22 protein-coding genes and 2 pseudogenes are annotated in these 21,907 nt (G+C 44.7%); 9 read left to right on the top strand and 15 right to left on the bottom strand.

What is annotated here, in order from left to right; all coding sequences use genetic code 11:
- Positions 1-698: 698 nt before the first annotated feature.
- Both ELZ11_RS24075 and ELZ11_RS24070 read right to left on the bottom strand, forming a co-directional pair.
- Positions 699-1,673 (bottom strand): annotated as a pseudogene (locus ELZ11_RS24075) (sigma-54-dependent Fis family transcriptional regulator); the annotation flags it as partial.
- A gap of 315 nt (positions 1,674-1,988) precedes the next feature.
- Positions 1,989-2,294 (bottom strand): annotated as a pseudogene (locus tag ELZ11_RS24070) (GAF domain-containing protein); the annotation flags it as partial.
- Between the two features lie 461 nt (positions 2,295-2,755).
- On the opposite strand from ELZ11_RS24070, the gene exaC reads away from it, so the two are divergent.
- A complete protein-coding gene (gene exaC, locus ELZ11_RS04990; RefSeq protein ID WP_137356285.1) occupies positions 2,756-4,276 on the top strand; it encodes an acetaldehyde dehydrogenase ExaC in 1,521 nt (506 codons plus the stop codon).
- 214 nt (positions 4,277-4,490) lie between these two features.
- Here the strand turns inward: exaC and ELZ11_RS04985 are convergent, their stop codons facing one another.
- On the bottom strand, positions 4,491-4,958 hold the full coding sequence (locus tag ELZ11_RS04985; protein ID WP_137357010.1) for a GNAT family N-acetyltransferase: 468 nt from the start codon (positions 4,956-4,958) through the stop codon (positions 4,491-4,493).
- Between the two features lie 53 nt (positions 4,959-5,011).
- Positions 5,012-5,257, bottom strand: a complete 246-nt coding sequence (locus tag ELZ11_RS04980) for a Rho-binding antiterminator (protein WP_137356284.1) — start codon at positions 5,255-5,257, stop codon at positions 5,012-5,014.
- A gap of 204 nt (positions 5,258-5,461) precedes the next feature.
- Here ELZ11_RS04980 and ELZ11_RS04975 point away from each other — a divergent pair, with 204 nt between their 5' ends.
- Positions 5,462-5,959, top strand: coding sequence for a hypothetical protein (locus tag ELZ11_RS04975; RefSeq protein WP_137357009.1), 498 nt, complete (start codon positions 5,462-5,464; stop codon positions 5,957-5,959).
- 2 nt (positions 5,960-5,961) lie between these two features.
- Here ELZ11_RS04975 and ELZ11_RS04970 read toward each other — a convergent pair whose 3' ends face one another.
- Positions 5,962-6,348: a hypothetical protein gene (locus tag ELZ11_RS04970; RefSeq protein WP_137356283.1), complete on the bottom strand. Its 387-nt coding sequence runs from the start codon at positions 6,346-6,348 to the stop codon at positions 5,962-5,964.
- Positions 6,349-6,629: 281 nt separating this feature from the next.
- Here ELZ11_RS04970 and ELZ11_RS04965 point away from each other — a divergent pair, with 281 nt between their 5' ends.
- The gene (locus ELZ11_RS04965) at positions 6,630-6,869 is read left to right on the top strand and encodes a hypothetical protein (RefSeq protein ID WP_137356282.1); all 240 of its coding nucleotides are present in this window, start codon (positions 6,630-6,632) and stop codon (positions 6,867-6,869) included.
- Positions 6,870-6,964: 95 nt separating this feature from the next.
- Here ELZ11_RS04965 and ELZ11_RS04960 read toward each other — a convergent pair whose 3' ends face one another.
- The 6 genes from ELZ11_RS04960 to ELZ11_RS04935 form a co-directional block, all read right to left on the bottom strand.
- The gene (locus ELZ11_RS04960) at positions 6,965-7,306 is read right to left on the bottom strand and encodes a hypothetical protein (protein WP_137356281.1); all 342 of its coding nucleotides are present in this window, start codon (positions 7,304-7,306) and stop codon (positions 6,965-6,967) included.
- A gap of 190 nt (positions 7,307-7,496) precedes the next feature.
- Positions 7,497-7,766 carry a hypothetical protein gene (locus ELZ11_RS04955; protein ID WP_137356280.1) on the bottom strand — a complete coding sequence of 90 codons (270 nt, stop codon included), beginning with the start codon at positions 7,764-7,766 and terminating at the stop codon, positions 7,497-7,499.
- 82 nt (positions 7,767-7,848) lie between these two features.
- Positions 7,849-8,466, bottom strand: a complete 618-nt coding sequence (locus tag ELZ11_RS04950) for an NUDIX hydrolase (protein ID WP_137356279.1) — start codon at positions 8,464-8,466, stop codon at positions 7,849-7,851.
- Positions 8,467-8,573: 107 nt separating this feature from the next.
- A complete protein-coding gene (locus ELZ11_RS04945; protein WP_137356278.1) occupies positions 8,574-10,244 on the bottom strand; it encodes a methyl-accepting chemotaxis protein in 1,671 nt (556 codons plus the stop codon).
- A gap of 125 nt (positions 10,245-10,369) precedes the next feature.
- Positions 10,370-11,023 (bottom strand): HAD family hydrolase, encoded by a 654-nt coding sequence (locus ELZ11_RS04940; RefSeq protein ID WP_137356277.1) that lies wholly within the window; start codon positions 11,021-11,023, stop codon positions 10,370-10,372.
- Positions 11,024-11,242: 219 nt separating this feature from the next.
- Positions 11,243-11,686, bottom strand: a complete 444-nt coding sequence (locus tag ELZ11_RS04935) for a CopD family protein (RefSeq protein ID WP_137356276.1) — start codon at positions 11,684-11,686, stop codon at positions 11,243-11,245.
- A 407-nt stretch (positions 11,687-12,093) separates the two neighbouring features.
- Here ELZ11_RS04935 and ELZ11_RS04930 point away from each other — a divergent pair, with 407 nt between their 5' ends.
- Genes ELZ11_RS04930 through ELZ11_RS04905 form a run of 6 tightly spaced genes read left to right on the top strand, consistent with a single transcriptional unit; the run spans position 12,094 to position 18,735 of the window.
- The gene (locus tag ELZ11_RS04930) at positions 12,094-13,008 is read left to right on the top strand and encodes a protoglobin domain-containing protein (protein WP_137356275.1); all 915 of its coding nucleotides are present in this window, start codon (positions 12,094-12,096) and stop codon (positions 13,006-13,008) included.
- Positions 13,009-13,022: 14 nt separating this feature from the next.
- The gene (locus ELZ11_RS04925) at positions 13,023-13,373 is read left to right on the top strand and encodes an STAS domain-containing protein (protein WP_137356274.1); all 351 of its coding nucleotides are present in this window, start codon (positions 13,023-13,025) and stop codon (positions 13,371-13,373) included.
- Positions 13,374-13,389: 16 nt separating this feature from the next.
- Positions 13,390-13,821: an anti-sigma regulatory factor gene (locus ELZ11_RS04920; protein ID WP_137356273.1), complete on the top strand. Its 432-nt coding sequence runs from the start codon at positions 13,390-13,392 to the stop codon at positions 13,819-13,821.
- Positions 13,811-14,395: a PP2C family serine/threonine-protein phosphatase gene (locus ELZ11_RS04915; protein WP_137356272.1), complete on the top strand. Its 585-nt coding sequence runs from the start codon at positions 13,811-13,813 to the stop codon at positions 14,393-14,395. The genes ELZ11_RS04920 and ELZ11_RS04915 overlap by 11 nt, the downstream gene beginning before the upstream one ends.
- Positions 14,388-17,636 carry a hybrid sensor histidine kinase/response regulator gene (locus tag ELZ11_RS04910; protein ID WP_137357008.1) on the top strand — a complete coding sequence of 1,083 codons (3,249 nt, stop codon included), beginning with the start codon at positions 14,388-14,390 and terminating at the stop codon, positions 17,634-17,636. The genes ELZ11_RS04915 and ELZ11_RS04910 overlap by 8 nt, the downstream gene beginning before the upstream one ends.
- A complete protein-coding gene (locus ELZ11_RS04905; protein WP_137356271.1) occupies positions 17,629-18,735 on the top strand; it encodes a response regulator in 1,107 nt (368 codons plus the stop codon). Before ELZ11_RS04910 ends, ELZ11_RS04905 begins: the two co-directional genes overlap by 8 nt.
- Positions 18,736-18,828: 93 nt before the next feature.
- On the opposite strand, the gene ELZ11_RS04900 is transcribed toward ELZ11_RS04905, so the two are convergent.
- The 4 genes from ELZ11_RS04900 to ELZ11_RS04885 all read right to left on the bottom strand — a co-directional run.
- The gene (locus tag ELZ11_RS04900) at positions 18,829-19,230 is read right to left on the bottom strand and encodes a hypothetical protein (RefSeq protein WP_137356270.1); all 402 of its coding nucleotides are present in this window, start codon (positions 19,228-19,230) and stop codon (positions 18,829-18,831) included.
- Positions 19,231-19,453: 223 nt separating this feature from the next.
- Positions 19,454-19,786: a DMT family transporter gene (locus ELZ11_RS04895; protein ID WP_137356269.1), complete on the bottom strand. Its 333-nt coding sequence runs from the start codon at positions 19,784-19,786 to the stop codon at positions 19,454-19,456.
- 115 nt (positions 19,787-19,901) lie between these two features.
- Entirely contained in the window at positions 19,902-20,741 is an 840-nt protein-coding gene (gene fghA / locus ELZ11_RS04890; RefSeq protein WP_137356268.1) for an S-formylglutathione hydrolase, read from the bottom strand.
- 180 nt (positions 20,742-20,921) lie between these two features.
- The coding region (locus ELZ11_RS04885) for an S-(hydroxymethyl)glutathione dehydrogenase/class III alcohol dehydrogenase (protein ID WP_137356267.1) at positions 20,922-21,907 on the bottom strand (986 nt) is incomplete at its 5' end.

Raw genomic sequence — 21,907 nt, 5'->3', positions numbered from 1 at the left:
CAGGGAAAGTAAGCTTGGCGTGATATAGGAAGAGGGGATGAGAGCCATGCAGAATTTAGATGTACATGGCCTTGAGTTGGCTAAGTAAAATTAACGGAAGCGCTGCCTGCTCGACAATCACGACAAAAGGTGTACATCGGTAAATACAAGTGTTAGCTCTGCATCACTAATGATTAACATCTTGACCGCAGCCTAGGCAAATAGGGTCTATGTCTGTAGGCATAGAAATCTGAAGTCCACAATGTGGGCAGAGATTGCCTTGAGCGTACACGTTATGGCTGGCTTGTATATCGGATGTAGCGGGTTGAACGAATGAACGACTCACGTTACGTCGGCACAGTTTCCAGCTAATGAGCCCAGTTATTAAAGGTATGGGTAATACGGCTCCGAGTACAATGAATGGATTTGGATCCTCGGAGATATAAAGGTATAGCCACGTCAGGCCATTGAAAAATAAGAAATACCAATAGAATTTAAGCCTCTGTCTTGTACTTGATTTCAACTGGGTACCTTTATTCTACACATCAACAGCCCCTTATAGCGGGTTTGATATCAACCAATATGAATGACGGTATATTAAACGAATATTGGATTTTTGAATAGCATGCCATAAAAAGGAGTGAAGGCTAGATGACTTCACTCTTAAGAGTATTGGCGGCAAACTGCTGAGGTATGAGCGCTAGAGATAATGGAATAGCTTATAGAATCCCTAAGCTTTTGAGCTTTCGGTAAATTGTGTTGCGGCTTATCCCAAGGATCCGAGAGGTCTTGCTGATATTTCCTTGGTTCGCCTGATAAGTTTGAACTAAGGTTTCATCCACTGTGCTTTTCAAGTTGGGTTGAGAGCCATTAAGTGAAGTAGACACTAGGCTCGGTGATGGGCTCGCGAATTGAGGGGCTGATTCCGTGAGATGTTGTGCCAATTGATTTGGTACGTGCTCCAACATTAAGCGTGGTTCATCGCTAGAAAGTAGCGCGGATACTTTTAGCAGGTTATCTAGCTCTCGAATATTGCCGGGCCAAGTATAAGCGCATAGCAGTGCCATCAAATTTGGGCAGATAGTTTGTTCTGAATCGGCATATTTTTGGTGGATATGTTCAATGAGCGCTTGTTTGTCTTGCCTGTCGCGAAGGCTAGGCAAAGTAAACGCAAGGCCGTTCAGACGGTAGTAAAGGTCTTGTCTAAACTCTCCTTTCGCCACCAATTCCTCTAAGTTTTTGTGAGTCGCGGCGATGATTTGGCAGTCGACTTGAAAGCTTTGGTTAGAGCCAACGGGCACCACAGATTGGTCTTGCAGCACATGCAATAGTCGGCATTGCGTTTCAAGCGGCATATCGGCGATTTCATCAAGAAAAAGAATCCCTTTATCGGCTTGTCGAATCTTGCCTTGAAAGCCTTTGTTGTTTGCGCCGGTGAATGCGCCAGGCGCATAACCAAACAGCTCCGACTCAATGAGATCTTTAGGTAGTGCTCCGCAATTCACGGCCACTAAAGGCGAAGATTTACGCTGACTTTGCTTATGCAGTGCTTTAACAAATTCGCCTTTTCCGACCCCAGTTTCACCTAAAATGAGCAGGCTGATGCCTTTATCGACAACTTTGTTGGCTTGTTGCCACGCGTGTTCGATTCTTTGCTCGCCATGGTGTAAATCGCTCGACGCGGAAAAAGAGCGCGCTCTCTTAATGGGTTGTTTGAGTTGCTGTTTTTCGAATACAAACGGAGTGTGGTTAGAAGCGCGAGCAAACAAAGAGTCGATGCACTCTCCAACCATAGAAGTTTGAGCGAGCAATTGAGAGGCTACTTGATTGTGCGCGAGCACTTCACCCACTTCGTTGGTGATAACAATTCCTTGCCAGCCACTGTGCAATAGGGATTTTTCACAGGCTAAATCGATTCGGGTCGCGCCTTGAGGAATGTGGCTAAGTAGCTGGTTTTCTATCAGCTGCACCATGTTTTGGACGAGTAATTGGACTGAAGTGTCATGCTGCTGTTGCTCACTGGTGATGTCCAAAATACCCACCATATTACCTTGATGATCAAATACTGGGCTGGCCGAGCAGCTGATAAAACGGTGCTGGTGGATAAAGTGTTGTTCACCAATGATGGAAACGGGCTTAGCCTCAACGATAGCCGTACCAATCGCATTGGTGCCTTTTAGTTGCTCTTGCCAGCAAGCGCCTGAACTTAACGCAATGGCGGTGAGCTTTTCTTTGAACCGTTCTTGCCCCCAACTTGCCAGAATCACCCCTTCAACATCGGTCAGGATCAAGCGACTGTCAGTGCGTGCAAACATCTGATTAAAAAAAGGTAACGCGATGCGTTCTACTATCTGAATAAGATTGGACGATTGGTGGCGTCGCTGCTTAAGCATGGATTGAGACAGGCGAATGTCTTCGGGTAATCTGCGCTGTTTTAGCCCTGCTTCACTACTGCGGTGCCAAGAAGACGAAAGCCAATCTGAGTGTTGAGTATGTTGAAGTTGCATGACTGTTCCATGTCGTGACAGTGAGGGTGTACCAAATTGGAACAGTTGAACACTGGAGTTCACTCCATACGTCCGTTCAATGCCAGCTCACTTTAGGTTGTAAACGATTGGTAATCATAGTTTTACAACTTATTAACAACAAGTTTTGCACTTCTGGCGTGTGATTTGCGTTGTCTCTTAATGTGAAGAAAACATGCAGTCGCCATGTTTTAAACAAATAACGTTGTAATTGAACAACTCAAACTAAGAGAATCAAGAAGGATCTAACTATGATTTATGCGCAGCCAGGTAGTGACAATGCAGTGGTGAACTTTAAGGCTCAATACGATAATTTTATCGGTGGTGAGTGGGTGAAACCTGTCAGTGGTGAATACTTTGATAATACGTCGCCAGTTAATGGTCAGGTTTATTGTCAGGTGGCTCGCTCTACCGAAGCGGATGTGGCTTTGGCTCTTGATGCTGCGCACTCAGCGCGCGCAAGTTGGGCTGCAACGAGCGTAACAGAGCGCTCAAATATTCTACTGAAAGTTGCTGACCGTATCGAAGCGCATTTGGAAGAAATTGCAGTGGCTGAAACATGGGAGAACGGCAAACCAGTACGTGAGACCTTAGCTGCAGATATCCCGTTGGTGGTAGACCACTTCCGTTATTTTGCGGGCTGTATCAGAGCGCAAGAAGGCAGTGCGGCAGAGCTAGATTCAAACACGGCTAGCTACCACTTCCCAGAGCCTATCGGTGTCGTTGGGCAAATTATCCCATGGAACTTCCCTATTTTGATGGCTGCTTGGAAATTAGCGCCAGCATTGGCAGCGGGCTGTTGTGTTGTGATGAAGCCAGCTGAGCAAACGCCGACTTCTATTCTCGTCTTGATGGAAAAAATTGCAGATTTACTGCCAGCCGGTGTCGTGAACATTGTTAATGGTTTTGGTAGTGAAGCTGGGCAAGCATTAGCGACGAGCGATCGCATCGCGAAATTAGCGTTTACGGGCTCAACAGAGGTGGGGCACCACATTCTAAAATGTGCGGCGGAAAGCTTGATCCCTTCCACTGTCGAGCTAGGCGGTAAATCACCTAATATCTATTTCCCAGATATCTTCGACCATGAAGATGAGTATCTAGACAAGTGTGTGGAAGGCATGCTGTTAGCGTTCTTCAACCAAGGTGAAGTGTGTACTTGTCCGTCACGCGTGTTGATTCATGAGTCGGTATACGACAAGTTCATCAGTAAGGTGGTCGAGCGTGCTCAAACGATTAAGCAAGGCAACCCTCTAGATACTGATACCCAAGTTGGCGCGCAAGCATCGCAAGAGCAGTTCGATAAGATCTTGAGCTATCTAGAAATTGGTCGTCAGGAAGGGGCGAAAGTACTCACTGGTGGTGAGATTGCTCAGCAACCGGAAGATCTTGGTAACGGTTATTACATTCAGCCGACAATGCTGGAAGGCAACAATAAGATGCGTGTATTCCAAGAAGAGATCTTTGGACCTGTGATTGCTGTGACGACATTTAAAGATGAAGCTGAAGCACTCGAAATCGCGAATGATACGGAGTATGGATTAGGCGCAGGGGTCTGGACTCGTGATGCAAATCTAGCGTATCGCATGGGCCGTAACATCGAAGCGGGGCGTATTTGGGTGAATTGTTACCATGCCTATCCAGCTCATGCGGCCTTCGGTGGTTACAAAAAATCAGGTATTGGACGTGAAACGCATAAGATGATGTTGGATCACTATCAAAATACTAAAAACCTATTAATTAGCTACGATACTAATCCACTTGGTTTCTTCTAATCGGGGGAGAGATGAAGCGCTGAGCTGGCGCTTTCTTTCCCACCAGAATATAGCCACAAGTAGGGGGCATGTTTTAAAGCATTGCCCATTAGGGATGAAAGACCAAACACCAAACGCAGTGAGCGTTCGGTGTTTTTTTATCTACCGCGCTATGGTGAGAAACCTAGACGAAAAATGGATTTAAGATAGGCACCAGAAGGGAGCGATGCATTGTTTAACAAATACGCTCACCCACATTACGGGCAATCATGAGCACTTCATCGGCGGAATAAAGGTTTGAAATCGTCGTTTCAATTTCAGCGTCTAACGTTTGCTTGTAGAGCTGCTGAGCGAAGTTGTCGGCGCGCGTGGTGACTAAAACGTGCTTAAGCGTCGAGCCATTATTGGCGAGTTGCTGTTTTACGATCGGCAGTGATTGGGTGATCAGACGTTTTCCTATGCCTTTTCCTTGGGCATGTTCGGCAACGGCAAGCTGTTCCAACTCTAAAACGGCTTCGGGGCGGAAACCACTCTTTTGCATCCAAATGATGTAGCCAAGTATTTCGCCATGTTCTTCCGCCACTATGTTGATGAATCTTGGGGCGGCATTTAAGTTACACTCAAGCCATTCAAAAGACTGTTTCTGCCTCACGAAAGCGGTTCGGTGCACTTGTGAGGCACCTTCTAAATCGGCGTGTGTCATTAATCGGATGTGCATGATTTTCCTTTAAAATAGGGCCGCAATATTTGGATGATTTAATCAAAGGACACGTGATCAAAGTGTGGGTTGTCTACTCTGACCTTCAGCTCAGCAATCTCGTCTAGGACGATTAACTGCTTCTCTTCGTTAATCACGACTTCAATGCATTCTTCACGAGCATCATTACGTTTAGTGTCCAGCGCTTGGCATTCAATGTGTTTACCTGACTTTAACTGCAAAGTTATCGGGTAGCGGTACAAGCAGACAATTTCTATGTAGTCATATTGATTGCAACTGATCATGATTAACCTCTTAAATGAAGTATTAGCCTGAGTATTAAACTTATCGAAATACTCAGCGTTGGACAATCAAATATAGTTACGCCATCGAGCTGTTAATCATGAGCGAAGCCGATAGAAAACAGATTGATGTAGGACATAGAGCGGACTAAATCTGTGCTTTAAAGTGAGCAAACTTAATTAGGCTAGTTATTCGGTAAGGCAATGATGAAACTCTTGGTTGATAGCACAGGTGAACAATTTTTAGAGGTTGTGGGGCAAATCGGGGATTCTGTGACGGTTCAGTTTATTTCTAATGAAGGAACCCGCAAAGGCAAGCCATTTAAAGATTCGATGACAGGATTATTTCTTACTGGTTGGACACAACGGAACACCTCGACCGCAATTGGGTTAGAAAAATTTAAGCAAGGCAAATTACAAGATGCACAGGTGAGTTTCGCATTACACCAACTTTATCCTTTAGGGCGTAAAGTGAAACTGCCATGCGGAAGCGTAGCGACAATAGCCAGCTACGCAAACACTCATGCAAATGGGTACTTTATGTTTGTTCGCATTGCGGATGATTTAATTCGTTTGCGGATGACACCTGATTGGAAATTGTTGCCGTCTAAAAGTTTACTGAGGCTACCTTTTTATCCGCGCCCTAAAACGCAAGAAGAGCTGGCCGAGATCGAAGCTTTTGATGCGTGGGCGGGTGGGTTTTAGCGCTAGTGAGGCAATTCATATTTGGTTTTATTGTTCACGAGGTAAACACCGACTTCACGAAGTTGTGCTTTTAGATCCAGCATTTTTATTTGAGTAATGATCAGTGAAAGGGCGCTAAAGGCGGAAGTAAAGAAAAAGCTCATGGGCATTATAAGATCCCATAACGCGCCGTTGGCGTACCATAATGATTGCATTCCCAGGAGAAAGAAAAGCGTGGTATGGAAGCTGAGTAGTTTTTCTCGAGTATTGCATTGATAGCTATTCGTGTACTGGTCATAGGTAATGGTTATTTTTGCGGCGCATCCACCCAGTGTAATATCAACGATGTTTCCAGAAGCTTTGTACTCTAGCTCATTTACGCTGAGGACGTTTTCAATCCGCTCTAACATATCTAGCCTCAAAATGTGTTGGTGAGGACAATAGTATTTGGGATAGAAAAGAGACCAACAATCTTTAAATGTGGATAGGATTTTTAGGTATGTAGAGATGAGACACACATAGCATAGATATGCAATTGACAATTTTCTTAATCTAAAAATATGTGTTTTTTTTCATCGGAAATTATATCGACTCACGTAATGTATATAAGCGTCTATACTCTATTCGACCCCTAGGTCTAGAAGTGCGTTAGTTAGGCTAATTTAAAAATAAAAAGAATATGGATATTACGATGAAAACCAATAATCACGCTTATTTAGAAGAATCAAAATCTATTGTGGTACTTCGCAATAAATTCCTTTGTTTGTGTAACAGTGAGCTGACAGCCAATGTGCCTTTGAGTCACGTGAAATTTGACGACACGACTAACACGGTACAATTGAGCCGTGTTGATTCTTTGAAACTGAAAGCGAATGATTATGCCGTTATAACCAATTTTATTGATCAGCACCGCCGGACAGAATGTATGTAGCTGAAGCTAGCTCAGCGACAAGAAAAAGCATGCGCCAATCGCATGCTTTTTTCGTTTTAAGAGGTGGGGGATAAAACCCTAAATCGCTTGACTGGTTATTTGCTGCACCGCTTAGTGATATATCGGTTTCTCATCCACATAAGCAGATAAATCGCACTGCAGGCGTAAACCGTGACAAGTGAAGTGACGGTGCCATATACGGAAGCAAAATTGGTTGGTAGCCCAAGCACGAATAAGACCCCAAGTGCAGACGGAATTTGGATCAGAGTCGCGCTCGTAATATCTAAGCGTTTTAACCAGCCCATTTTTAAACTTAATAGCACCCAAGCCCCGTAAGAAAGTGTTAGGAAAAAAAGATCGTGCGGGAGCAAAAACCAGAATAATGGGTCATCCGGCTGGATGGTGTCTTTACCAATGAGGGCAAGAAACGGGTTCATTTGAATGGTTCTAAACAGGAAAAAGGTTCCAGCCGAACAGGCTAAACCAACAAACAATGGTGATAAGTATCGCTGAAGCATAATGGCTATGAATTGTTATTAATCAATAGGTTATATGCTACCACACCAACGATTCTTATATGCTACCCGTTTTGTATGTAAATGTATTTAAAGCAGGTTGAAGCTTTGTTTAGCCTTGCTCTTGAGCTGGAAGCCACTGTGAAAACTTATGCCCTAATGCATAACTGACGGTGAAAACCGTTACAAAGATCATCGTCGCGTATGCGTAAGCGATGTATTTAGAAACTCCGAACCCCATGACTAAGCTGAAGACGATGTCTTGGAAAGCTTGGGTTGGCCATTGGTCAATTGGGAAGCTGGAGCCTCCTACTACAAGGTAAATTAAGCCAATTGTCCCCAGTAATGCGGCGATAAGGCTGCAAAGGTTAGTTCGGTTCATAGTCGCGGATCCTATTAGACGTTTCGGTGATTTTATAGTGAGCAACTTTGATTCGCATGAATCCAGATCATGATTCCGCGAGTTAGTCGATAATGACTGCGCGATCAGGATGGGCGTGGTACTCAAACATCATCTCGATATCTTGCGGAAGCGTTCGACTCTGCGAAAGATCCGGTAAGTTATCTAAGGAAAAGAAGTCGATGTCAGATATTTCGATGTTAGTTGTTGGTACCCCTGATTCTAATGTACACAGGAAAAACATCTTATAGATATGAAAAGGAAACTTAGGGAGGTATGGGTGAACGTCGCGATCTTTTACGGCGACGAGTTTAGGTGAGTTCACGATATAACCGGACTCCTCAAAGACTTCACGTACAACACCTTGAGATGGCGTTTCGCATACGTCTGCCCAACCGCCGGGCAAAGTCCAACAATTATCTTCTCGCTCTCTGACTAACAAAATTTTATGGTTTTGGATAACACCTGCGCGCAAATCGACTTTTGGTGTCGGGTAACCCGATTCAGGAACAAAAAGGTTGGCGACGCGCTCAACAGAGGAATTGCTCAACTCAGCAAGCATTTGATGGGAAATACTTTCGATTTCATCGAATCGCTCTAAATCGAATTTATCTTTTGAGTAGGCATGGCCGGCTTGGCTTAATGCTTGAAGTTGTTTTGCCCAGTTTAACCATTGATTCATCGTGCCGCTCACCTTTGAAATTGGGTAGGCAGTGAAACACTGCATACCCTGTTTTTATCTGGTGATTACCATACCTGATAGCGAGTCTCTATCTTTGCACCAACCACTCAAAGTTTGAATTTCCCTAGCTCCAAAGTCAGTAGATTCGCTTGGCTAGAGACATGTTCAAGTTGCTCGGTGAGACGTTGCAAATCTTGATTCGATTCAACAGAAGAGGCTTGCAGCACGTCAATGTTGGATTCCATTTGAGTCGACATTTCAGCTTGTTGTTCCATTGCGCCAGCGATGCTGGAAATAGACGCGGCAATCGCACTTTCAAGTTGTTTTGAGTGCTCAAGCCTTGCGGCCACTTTGTCGACGCATTCTTCTGCTCGGGAGGTAGTTTCAATGTTTTGATTGACGCCATCTACAGCTTGTTTCGCCAGAAGTTGGAGAGAGTCGACGGTTTCTTGAATCGAGGAAACGGACTCTTGTGTGCGATGAGCCAGTGCACGAACTTCGTCGGCCACCACCGCAAATCCGCGGCCTTGTTCACCAGCTCGTGCGGCTTCAATGGCGGCATTAAGAGCCAGCAAGTTAGTTTGCTCTGAAATGCTTTTAATGACGTCTAAAACCGATCCGATTTGATCACTATGATCACTCAGTTGTTCGATGACTTTGGCACTTTCAGTCATGCTTGCAGCTAAGCGTTTAATGTCATCGACGCTGGAAAGCATATCAGCGCTACTTTGTTTGATCTCTTCATCGGTTTCACGGGTATTGTCGGCTGCAACCTCAGTGTCGCTAGAAATGTCTTTAATGCTATGCGTGACTTGATGAACAGCCGAAGTGATTTGTTGAGTTTGCTGCTCTTGTACATTGATTTTATCGGCAATGGCGTTGGTTGTGTCTTTGACATTAGAGATTGAGCGTTCAACGTCATTGGCATTGTGAATGATGGATTCGACGATGCCTTTAAACTTGGTGAGAAATAGGTTGAACTGCTCTGCTACTTCGCCGATTTGATCTCTGTCGCCCACTTCTAAATGAGCGCTTAGGTCGCCTTCACCTTGCGCCAGCTGTGTGAGTGATTTTTTAAGTTTTTCAGTGCGCTCGAGCACGATTTTTTTGAATAAGTAATACAACACAATCGCAATTGTTAATGTGCCGAGCACGGTAACCATGATGATCTTAAAGCGAATTTCATTGGCTTGCGCGTAGATGGGTGCCAGCGGTTTAGTGACGGCTAATACGCCTCTAACGTCTCCCAATTTCCAATCGTTTTTTGGCGTCTCTGGGTGTGAGTTATGACAGTCAACACAGCCTTGTGCTTGCATTGTATCGGCGAGCGCCACGTGCAGCATTGGCCCTTGATTGGTTTCTTCAATATTAATGAAAGGCTGCTCGGGATTCGCTTTGAGCTCTGTCCATGCGGTGCGTTCGAATACACTAAGTTGCCTTGATTTTCGGTTAGGAAAAGGGAAGTCGCTGAACAGCTTAATCGATAACCCTTGGGTAGAAATGGCTTCACTAAGCTCATGGACAAGGGTAGCCGGTAGCGGGATATTGTCTTTACCAGAATGTTGGTAATGGGGTTTCATTCCGAACGCTTTGGCTTTGCCGACGACATTTTTGGTGTAGTAACCACGCAGTGTCTTGAACTGACTGACGGTGGTGATTGCGTCTGCTTTGGCTGCGTTGATCAGAGCCTGTTCTTCTATGTAGGGTAGGTAAGTCGCTAATATTATGGTGAGTAAGATCAGCAACCCTAAAACTGGCGTTAAAAATTTGGCTAACATGGCGATCTCTCTAAGTGTGATGCCTGCGTTGAGTATAGTTAGCTTTTGTACGGGTTGTGTCGAATACGGGAGAAATGATACTGATAATTACCGTTAGTAATTATCAGTATGAGATAGGTGTTTGTTTACGCTTGTTTCAGGCTGTTAAGCACATCGGTCAGTGACGGAGCAATGGTGTGGCCGAGGGCTTTCACTTCGTCACAAGGTTCGACTAAATCGGGGATCTGAAAGGTGATCATGTTCGCTGCAATCGCTGAGCGCGTGCCATTGTTTGAATCTTCAAATGCGAGGCATTTTTCTGGTTCAACTCCTAAACGGTTCGCCGCCAATAGGTAGATCTCTGGGTGAGGTTTACCATGGCTGACTTCGCAGCCAGTACTTAATGAGTCAAAATACTGATCTAACCCAGCTAAGCGTAGTTTTATTTGAGCGACGTCTTTTTGAGTTGAGGTCGCAACCGCGGTTGGGACATTATTAGCTTTCAACCATTCCAGTAACTCTATAACCCCTTCTTTAACAGGAATCGCTTGATGTTTGACCACAGCGTTATAGCGATCGCGCCACTCAACGTGCAGGGCTGGGTAATCTAGGCTTGGGCCGTATCCTTCGCGGATAATCTTTTCTATACCTGCTGAGTTACAACCAATAATGCGAAGATACACATCTTCTAGGAATGGCACGTTTTGAGCTTCACAAGCCTGTTGGAAAATGCGCTTACATACTCGCTCGGTATCGAGGAGCAATCCGTCCATATCAAAAATGGCTGCCTGGAAATTCATATTAGTACTTTTTCTCTGTCTTTTGCGAAGCCCGCATTCTTACACAAGGTTCAGCTATCTTCTAGATTGAAAACACAATGTATCTGTTTCTAATTATAGCCTTGCAAAGATTTTACCGAGAAAGGGGATGCGTTACCCGTGAGTAGAGCTTTCCGTTGGCAAAACTATCCGCGACTAGAACCATTGGCTAGTTAAACCGTCAGTTAGAAAAATCACCAGTTAGTAAAACCAGCCCGTGCGAAATGACACACCCACAATGACAAATAAAACGGACAATATGGTCACAGGAATAATATGCCATGCCATTGTTTTTAATGTTTCAGGGGAAAGATTGGGAATCACTCGAAACCGAGCGCTGAGCGCAAAACAAAAAGTGATAAAAAGCAGAGAGAACTTGAGCCATAACACATGGGTGATGGGATTAGAGAACTCTGTCCATTGCGCCACATCAGGAATCATATGGAAGGCAAGCATGATGCCCGTAATGATTTGAGTGACTAAAGCAGGCATACCGATTTTTTCGTAGACGGACTCGAATTCAAGCAAGGCTTCGGGGGAGCGTTGTCGTAGTACTCTTGGAAGCACAACAACAGAAAGCACAATATGTCCACCTGTCCAAATTGTCGCGCCAATCACGTGCAGTAATAGCAGTATTCCAAACATAGCTTTGTCACTCTAACTCAAATGAGTGTTCAGGCTATCTTAATGAGAATTGTTTACTAATGAGCTAAATCAAAGATATTGGTGGTATTTATAAATTTGTCATGTTTCATATATTTGATGTGCTTCCCGTGAATTAAGTTGACCAATTCCAACTTTCTTCTATTTTTTCGCTGCTCCTGACCGCTCAGTTACTTGTTTGAATTGAAAAGACAAAGTTGATTTTAGGAGGGTTGAACAACCAAAGGACCTGAGTTTGAAACGAAATTGGTTGAATAATAATTACTCAGAATATCGGTTTATTTACTATTCTATTAGTAGCACAAATAGCTGCCTGACTAACGTTCAAAAATATCCCACCTAGGAATGCTGGCTTATCTAGCGAAAGTACAATTGAAGAGGGGAAAGAAATGTCACTAAATTCAAGTACATTTACTGTTGTCGACACTGAATCGTTGTTGAAACTGCATGATTTAACCGAAACAGACTTAGCCCTTATTCGAAAGTTCGGCCAAATCATGATCCCTAGGCTTGATGAATACGTGAGGCACTTTTATGACTGGCTTGAACTTATGCCAGAGTATGAGCAGTTCTTTTCTGACGCGCAGAAGTTGAATCGGGTAAAAGATTCTCAGACTCGTTACTGGAAAGCGTTTTTTAACGCAAAAGTCGATGATCAGTATGTGCAAAGCCGACGTGAGGTTGGGGAAGTCCACGCGAGAATTGGGCTACCGCTTCCTAGCTATTTTGCCAGTATGAATATCTCTATGGTGATCTACACCAAACGTATGTATGACGGCAGTTTATACAGCGATGAATACAGCTCGCTCGTCACCGCTTTTACCAAGCTATTGCACTTTGATACCACCTTAGTCGTGGAAACATATTCTCGCTTGATTAACAAACGTATTGCTGAGCAAAGCGAAGCGCTAATGGCGATGTCGACACCAGTGACCATGATTTGGGAAGACATTCTGATGCTGCCTATTGTCGGTATTATCGATTCAAAACGTGCGCAAGACATTATGACCACAGTGCTGAATAAGATCGCCGAGAATCGTGCAAAGATTCTGATCATGGACATTTCTGGAGTTGCGGTTGTCGATACCGCAGTCGCAAATCATTTCATCAAGATCACCAAAGCGACCAAGCTGATGGGCTGCGAATGTTTGGTTTCTGGTGTATCGCCATCTTTGGCACAAACCATGGTGCATTTGGGGATCAATGTCGGTGAAGTATGCACTAATGCGACCTTACGCGATGCGCTAGAGAATGCATTTAAAATTCTGGACTTGAATGTTCGTCCCGTCGACGACGTGAATTAACGAGCGGTTCTTAAGTGCAAAGTGTAATCGCCATCAACAAGATTGAGCACGCCCTAGTGGTGTCTATTCAGGTGGATCTCACTCTGAATTTGCTAAACAGCTTTCGTTCGGAGCTTTTGGGGAAAGTTCGGAACAACGTAGTTAAAGGGGTGCTGTTGGACATGTCGGGCGTAAAAACCTTCGGGCGAGAAGAAATGACCGAGCTGGTCAATATTGCTCACATGGTCAATGTCATGGGGAAAAAGTGCATCTTTGTAGGGCTGAGGCCTGGTGTCGTGATGGGACTGCTCGATATTGAATTTAATGTGGAAGAGATTAACTCAGAAGCTAATTTAGAGCGCGGATTGCAGCGCTTGCTCGATTGAATATGGGATAGCGTGTATGGAGCCTCAAACCCAAAAGCAGAGCTGTGACAGTTTTTTTGTAAAGAATGAGGCCGATGTAATGTCGGCGGTGATGAGTACTTATATTTACACCAAGCACTTGGGTTTTTCCGTTACCTTGATGAGTGAAGTGTCTACCGCGGTATCTGAGCTTGCCACCAATGCGGTGAAATATGCTAACGGTGGGGTCGTTGAGCTATCGCCTATCGAGAGTTGTGGGCGAACGGGCGTACAAGTTGTAGTGAAAGATCAGGGGGAAGGGATTCAGGATATTGAGTTAGCGCTGTCAGATAACTTTTCAACACAAGGCTCGCTTGGCCTTGGGCTGCCTGGCGTACAACGTATGATGGATGAATTCTCGATAGAATCTTCCCCTGAACATGGGACAACCATTCAACTGATAAAGTGGAATTCAGGCAGTGGGTTTTAGTCATTATCACCGGATTGAACCTTACCTTGGCGAAGTCGAATCAGGTGATGGTTTAGTGATTCAGCAATCGGATAAAGATTTGCTGGTGGTCATTATTGATGTCCTCGGGCATGGCTCCAAAGCCGCTAAATTAGCGCGAAAAATGGAAAATTTCATCGAGGGAAATTTAACGTTCGATTTGCTTTGGTTAATGACTAAGCTGCATAAGAAGTTTTTGGAGTACCAAGGTGCGGCCGTCACCATGGTCTATTTCAATGGTGAAACTAAGAAGATTAAAGGAGTAGGCGTTGGCAATACCTTAGTGAGAAAGTGCGGAATGCCATGGCAATCCTTTCATTCTCAGCCGGGAATTGTCGGTGAGTTATTACCTACTTTACGCTGTTTCGAGGGGAGGTTTGTGAGTGGCGATGTCTTTTTGTTTACGACTGATGGCATTAAAGAAAACATCGATGCTCATGAGTGTGAGTCGGTGCAATATCAGTCGCTGCAATCATTTTCGAACTACTTGTTTGATAATTTCAGCAAGCAGTACGACGATTCTACGGTCATTGTCGTGAGGTACGATGATGAGTAAGCGAGTGTCGTTTGATCTGTATCGAAATGAAGTCAGCATGTTGTCTTTAAGGCACAAATTGACTTCTATTTATCAGTGCCTCGGTTACAGCGCTTTCGAGCAAGATGCCTTAATGGTGAATGGAGGAGAGTTAGTTAGCGCACTTAGTGATCTTACTTCTCATCTAACATTACATGTCGCGATAAGTGAAGATATGGTTTCGATTGAGGGCAAACTTGCCCTGCCCAATGACGCTGTCTCTTTGTTGTCTAAATTACGCTTGAACCTTGATGTCTACTCAGACTCGTTTGTGTGGAACCTGCCTACTCAATCCCGCTTATCTCTTGAAGCGATGGAGAACCTCTGCTCACTGATCAAAGTAAAAACCAGTGAAGAACTGATGGCCGAGCTGAAAGAGCGCAACTTAGAATTGGCGGTTCATCGTGACGGTTTAGAGAAAGAAATAGAAAGCCGAACCCACGATTTAAGAATGAGTGAAGAGCTTTCACGTACCATTATTGATGGTGCGCCTTCCAGCGTTGCGATTATTGATTCTATCGGGCGTATCCTTTTGTGGAATAAGACCGCCGTTGAAGTTTACGGCTACTCTGTGGAAGAGGCGCTCGGTCAAAATCTCATCTCGTTATTGAAAATGGATCTGCCTACGGAGCTGGAAGCCATATTTTCTAAACCGCTTATGATTGAAGATCACCAATTGGTGGCGGGGGGCTTTTTCGAACTTGATACTTATACTCGCCGCGATCTAACTATTCCAATTGATTTGGGTATTTCCATTTTCCAGCTTAATGAACGCTGCCAAGCTGCGATGTTCCTCCGTGATGTTTCGTCTCGTAAGCTAGTAGAAGACCAACTCAATGAAGCGAGAGACAGAGCGGAAGAAGCGGTCGAAGTGAAGTCCATGTTTCTGGCCAATATGAGCCATGAGATTCGTACACCAATGAACGCCATTATAGGGATGTCACACTTAGCGCTAAAAACGGATTTGAGCGTAAAACAGCACGATTATGTGTCAAAAATTAATACTTCTGCCACGCTGCTACTTGGCATCATTAACGACATTCTTGATTTCAGCAAGATTGAAGCGGGTAAGCTATCGATCGAAAACATCGAGTTTAGCCTTGATGACGTGCTGCGTAATGTTTCTATGGTGACTGGCCAAAAAGCGTTTGAGAAAGGGTTGGAACTGCTGTTCAGTTTACCGCGTAAGACTGCCGATAAATTCTATGGCGATCCACTTCGGTTAGGCCAAGTCATTATTAACTTGGTCAACAATTCGGTGAAGTTTACTGATACTGGCGAAATTTCAGTGACCGTTAAATCGTTGCAGCAGCTCGACAGCCGAATTGAACTGGAGTTTTCTGTGGTCGATACCGGAATCGGTATGTCGAATGAGCAAATCTCGAACCTGTTTAAAGCCTTTACTCAAGCAGATGGCAGTACCACTCGAAAATATGGTGGTACAGGACTCGGATTATCGATCAGCCGACGATTGGTTGAGTTAATGGGCGGGCATTTAAAAGTTGAAAGCTCATTAGGTGAAGGCAGTTGCTTTACCTTCAATATTTGGCTGGAAGTCGGCGAAAGTTCAGAACTACCACATGCCTTAGTGCCGTCTTCTTTAGGAAAGCTGAAAGTGCTGGTGGTGGACGATAACGAACATGCACTAATGATCATGCAAGACATGCTTGAAATACTGCCTCAAGGGGTAGAGTTGGCAAGCAGTGGTAGACAAGCGATCGAGAAGTTAGAGCACGCCGCCGCGATCGACGATCCGTTCAATCTTGTTTTCATGGATTGGAACATGCCAGAAATGGATGGTGTTGAAACCAGTTTGAAAATACGCCGTGTGATTAGCGAACAGGCGCAGCCGAAAATTGTGATTGTGACTGCTTACGACAAAGAGGAAATTGCAGGTTCTTACGACTCGATTGGTGTGGCGGGGTATTTATCAAAGCCTGTTGGGCAATCTTACTTGTTCGATATGCTCGTTAAACTTTTCTCGGCGGAACCTTGGAAAGAAATTAGCCGTCATTCCAAATCGAAACAGCGGGATGCCACCATTTTCAATGGTCTAAAAGTCTTGCTTACGGAAGACAATGAAATTAACCAGCAAATTGCGATGGAGTTGATGGAAGCTGAGGGCATGCACGTCACCGTTGCGAATAATGGCTTAGAAGCCTTAGAACACTTGAGGCTGTCAGTTGAGCGAAACGAGCGCTTCGACATGATCTTTATGGATCTACAAATGCCCGTAATGGATGGCTATGAAGCATCGAAAAACATTCGCAATAACTCTGAACATAATGACACGCCATTAATTGCTATGACTGCTCATGCCATGGTTGAAGAGCGTGAACGTTGTTTGAGCCTCGGGATGAACGATCATGTATCTAAGCCCATTGACCCAGAGCATTTGTTTAATACTATCCAGAAATGGAGCGGTCGTAGCCCTGCGGAAAAGGAAGATCACGGTAAGCATTCTCCTTCATTAGAAAGCGACTCGCCGACACCAAGTTTGCTCAGTGTGACCGACGCTTCGCTCATTCAACCAAGCCAGCATCTCGAAAAAGAGAACTTGGCCTTAAGTGATATTCCGTCGCTTGATTACAAAAATGGTTTGCTGCGCGTCGCGGGGAATAAAGGTTTGTATCGACGCTTATTATCACAGTTCATTGATCGTGAATATAACGTGGTGGAGCGCTGCCAAATCGCCCTTGAAAAGCAAGATGTCGCGTTGGCTACTTTGCACGCGCATACCCTAAAAGGGGCGTCTGCCAATCTTGGTGCGGTACGTTTGTCTGATATCGCTGCTCGCTTAGAAAGTGCTTTACACAATGCGGATCGTGCGAATTTGGTGGTATTTATTGAACAAAAACAAAGTTTGCTAGACGAAGCACAACACTGTATTGATTTACTTTTCAAAGACATAGCGAGAGCGCTCAACCGACCTCCGCCATGCAGTAATCGTGATTCAGAACTGGACCCAGAATTAGTCGCAGTGACTCATCAACTTTATGTTCTGTTGCATGAGCTCAATTCAGAAGCGATCGATTTTCTGGAAGAACATTATTTGCAGCTCAAGACTATACTTACAACGGAAGATTTTGAGGTTTGCTGTCGATATATAAACGATTGTGACTTTGAGCAAGCGAGTACGGCATTAAGGAAAGCCGTCAGTATCTACCCATTCGACCTTGAAAAAATTGAGGGAGAACGAGGTTCGAGAGGCTCAGATGAATAAAGCTGTTGTGCTAGTGGTTGATGATAATGCTGAAAATCGGGTTTTATTGCATAGTTTGCTAAAGCCTCACTTTCAGGTGCTTATTGCCACGAACGGTACGCAAGCAATAGAAGCCGCTTCAAAGCATATGCCAGATATCATATTGCTCGATATTATGATGCCGGTGATGGACGGCTATGAAGTGTGCCAGCGATTGAAAAGCGATCCGGTAACCGAAACGATTCCTGTTATTTTCCTTACTGCTAAGTCTCAGATTGAAGATGAAGAAAAAGGCTTCGCGATGGGAGCCGTAGATTACATCTTAAAACCGATCAGCCCGCCTATTTTACTATCAAGAGTTAATAACCATTTAAGGCTCAAGCAAGCGATGAATGCCTTGTCGCGACAAAACGATCAGCTTGAAGAAAAAGTAAAACTAAGAACCCATGAACTTGAAAGTTTCCAAGGCGCGACCATCAGTGCCATGGCATCACTTGCTGAAACCCGAGACAACGAAACGGGTAATCATATCCGCCGAACCCAGCGGTATGTCAAAGCATTAGCAGAAGAGCTGATAAGGCTTAACCTATACCAAGGGCAACTCAGTGAAGAGCACGTTACCCCATTGTATAAATCGGCACCTTTGCACGATATTGGGAAAGTGGGGATTCCCGATCAAGTGCTGCTAAAACCTGGCAAACTGACCGAAGAAGAGTTTGAAGTCATGAAAGAGCATGCTCAGCTAGGTAGGGAAGTAATCGAGACGGTTGAGCAGTCGATCAATTACAGCAATGACTTCTTAGTGTACGCCAAAGAAATTGCTTATTGTCATCACGAGAAGTGGGATGGCAGCGGCTACCCTCAAGGTTTAAAAGGTGAAGAAATCCCATTGAGTGCTAGGCTAATGGCCATTGCTGATGTGTATGACGCGCTGATTTCAAGAAGGGTCTACAAACCGCCGTTTAGCCATGAAAAAGCGGTACAAATTATTATGGAGGGGCGGGGCCAGCATTTTGACCCCGTGCTTATCGATATTTTTAGTGCGATGGACCAAACGTTCCGTTCAATCGCCGATGAATTTCGCGATGACGATGTTTCGGACAAGCCAGAAGCGTCTTAGTGGTTTGAATGTCTTTGGTCAACCTTATGATTATTACTGAGCGATGCGCTACAAAGTCGACCCTTGTCGGCGAAGTCCACTTTATCCAACTCTCTAACGTACGTAATTGGCGCTAATACTCACATACCAGTGCTGCAACTTACCGTCTGACTTTTCAATCCATAAATCATTGGTGTATTGCTCAATCTTACCGTTCACACTCATGGAAAAAGTGTTTTCATCAAACTCACCCAGTTTGGCAAACTTGTCTGTTGTGATCAGAAACGGCTCCATTTTTTTAATATCACTGACATCAGAAACGACAAAGTAGTGGTAAGTGAATGGCTGACTGGCATCGTTGGGGTTATTGCGATAGGCAACTAACTTGAAAGGTTCAGTGAGTGGTTGCTCGAACGTTTGTTGGTCTAAAACCGACGGAATAGGGACGAAAAGCCACGCGGTAAAAAGCCCACCCAACAACACAACAAGAAAGAAGAAATACTTTATTGCTTTCATAGCAACCTGCATAAATAAATAATGAGGTCGCTATGGTATCAGGTTTGATTTTGTCATGGTAAGCCTTGAAAGGCCTGGTTTAACGAATGATTGAGTTAAATCAAACATCCTCTTTACGGGGCATATTTTTAGTCAATCATGGCTCAAAGATAAATAAATGGCAGAGTGAACTTGATTGAGGCTCTGCGTTCAATTTAAGTCATATTGAGTCGAGTATTTAAGATTAGTGGCTATGACCTTGAGAAAGATTGATCAATACCACACCGGCAGCAACCAATAACATGCCGATCCAAACCGTTGTATCTAGATGTTGGCGATAAACAAAAGTTGAAATTAAGCTGACCGTCACAATCGCCAACCCTGCCCATAATGAATGTACAATGCCAACAGGTAGCTCTTTCATTGCTTGGCCAAGAAATAAGAACGCAGCCAAGTGGCCAGTGATCACCAACGCCGCTGGGATAGGTTTATCTAAGCTAAAGCCGTCAGTGGCTTTCAATGCTACGTGAGATAACGCTTCGGCCATTACGCCCATAAGTAAAAAGAACCAGCTCATATTTTGTTTCCTATCTATTTTTGATTATCAGAAGTTTTTATTGGTTAGCGGTTAGTTTCAGGCACAAAAAAGCCCGCACCTAAGAGGCGCGGGCTGCTCTATAGGTTGTCTCGAATTACTGGTTTAAGTAAGTCGCGTGGAACTTGATGTGATCGTCAATGAAGCTCGAAATAAAGTAGTAGCTGTGGTCGTAACCCGGCTGCATACGAAGTTCTAAATTAGTGTCATGAACTTTAGCGGCTTCAATCAGTTGCTCTGGTTTTAGCTGTTCAACTAAGAAGTTGTCGGCTTCACCTTGGTCTACCAAAATCGGCAATGTCGTTGGTGTTGATTTCAATAGTTCTGAAGAATCGTATTGTTTCCAAGACTCAATATCGCTGCCTAAGTACTGGCTGAACGCTTTTTGTCCCCAAGGGCATTGCATAGGGTTACTGATCGGGCTAAACGCTGAAATTGAGCGGTAGCTGTCTTGGTTCTTAACACCGATAGAGATGGCGCCGTGTCCGCCCATGCTGTGACCTGAGATTGATTTCACAGGTGTTACAGGGAAGTAAGCTTCGACTAATGCAGGAAGTTCAGTCACCACGTAGTCATACATTTGGTAATGTGTATTCCAAGGCGCTTGAGTGGCATTTAAATAGAAGCCTGCACCTTTGCCCATGTCGTAGTTGTCGTCGTCAGCTACGTCGTCACCACGTGGGCTGGTGTCTGGTGCGACAATCGCGATACCTAGTTCAGCTGCGGCTTTGAATGCGCCCGCTTTCTGCATGAAGTTTTCATCAGTACAGGTTAGGCCTGAAAGCCAATACAAAACCGGAACTGGGTTTTCTTTGCTCGCATTTGGCGGTAGGAAAATCGCAAAGCGCATGTTGCAATCGAGTGTCGCAGAGTAATGGTTATATTGTTTGTGCCAACCGCCAGCAACTTTGGCTTGGCTGATATTTTCAAGAGACATGATTTCTCCAAAGTAATGTAATGCTCGCGTGGCGAGGTCGACAGCGTAAATGGTGATTCCATTTAATGGCGTCTAAATGAGTATAGATGTTATCCCCCTCGCGTTTAAAGGCAGTGGAACACGAGGGAGACAACAGGTTGATAATGCTTACCAACCCAGTGTTACTTTGTTGGGAGTCGGTTACTTATCCATGTGTAGAACAGTACGGATAGACTCACCTTTGTGCATTAGGTCGAATGCGTCGTTTACTTCGTCAAGGCTCATAGTGTGAGTGATGAACTCTTGAAGACCAAACTCACCTGCCATGTAACGGTTTACGATTTCTGGAAGCTCAGAGCGGCCTTTAACACCACCGAAAGCACTGCCACGCCATACACGACCTGTTACTAGTTGGAATGGACGAGTTGAGATTTCTTGGCCTGCGCCTGCAACACCGATGATGACAGATTCGCCCCAACCTTTGTGACAGCACTCAAGAGCTTGACGCATCACGTTAACGTTACCGATACATTCGAATGAGTAATCCACGCCGCCGTCTGTCATTTCAACAATCACGTCTTGGATTGGCTTGTCGAATTTCTGTGGGTTGATGCAGTCAGTCGCGCCAAGCTGTTTTGCTAGTTCGAATTTGCTCTCGTTGATATCAACACCGATGATACGGCTAGCACCTGCCATACGAGCACCGATGATTGCAGAAAGACCGATACCACCTAGGCCGAATACCGCAACCGTGTCGCCTTTTTCAACTTTAGCTGTGTTCAGTACCGCACCCATACCAGTGGTTACGCCACAACCTAGAAGACAAACTTCTTCAAGAGGGGCTTCTTTGCTTACTTTCGCTAGTGAGATTTCTGGAAGTACCGTGTACTCAGAGAAAGTCGAACAACCCATGTAGTGGAAGATTGGCTCACCGTTGATAGAGAAACGGCTCGTGCCATCTGGCATTAGGCCTTTACCTTGCGTTTCGCGAACCGCTTGGCAAAGGTTAGTTTTGCCCGACTTACAGAATTTACATTCGCCACACTCAGCTGTGTAAAGTGGGATAACGTGGTCGCCAACTTCAACGCTTGTTACGCCTTCGCCAACCATTTCAACGATACCGCCGCCTTCGTGACCCAAGATAGAAGGGAAGATACCTTCTGGATCGTCACCTGATAGTGTGAATG

The sequence above is a fragment of the Vibrio profundi genome (genome assembly GCF_005281835.1).
Taxonomy (GTDB): Bacteria; Pseudomonadota; Gammaproteobacteria; order Enterobacterales; family Vibrionaceae; genus Vibrio; species Vibrio profundi.
Note: the sequence above shows the minus strand (reverse complement) of the source record. Positions and strands in the feature narration are given on the sequence as shown.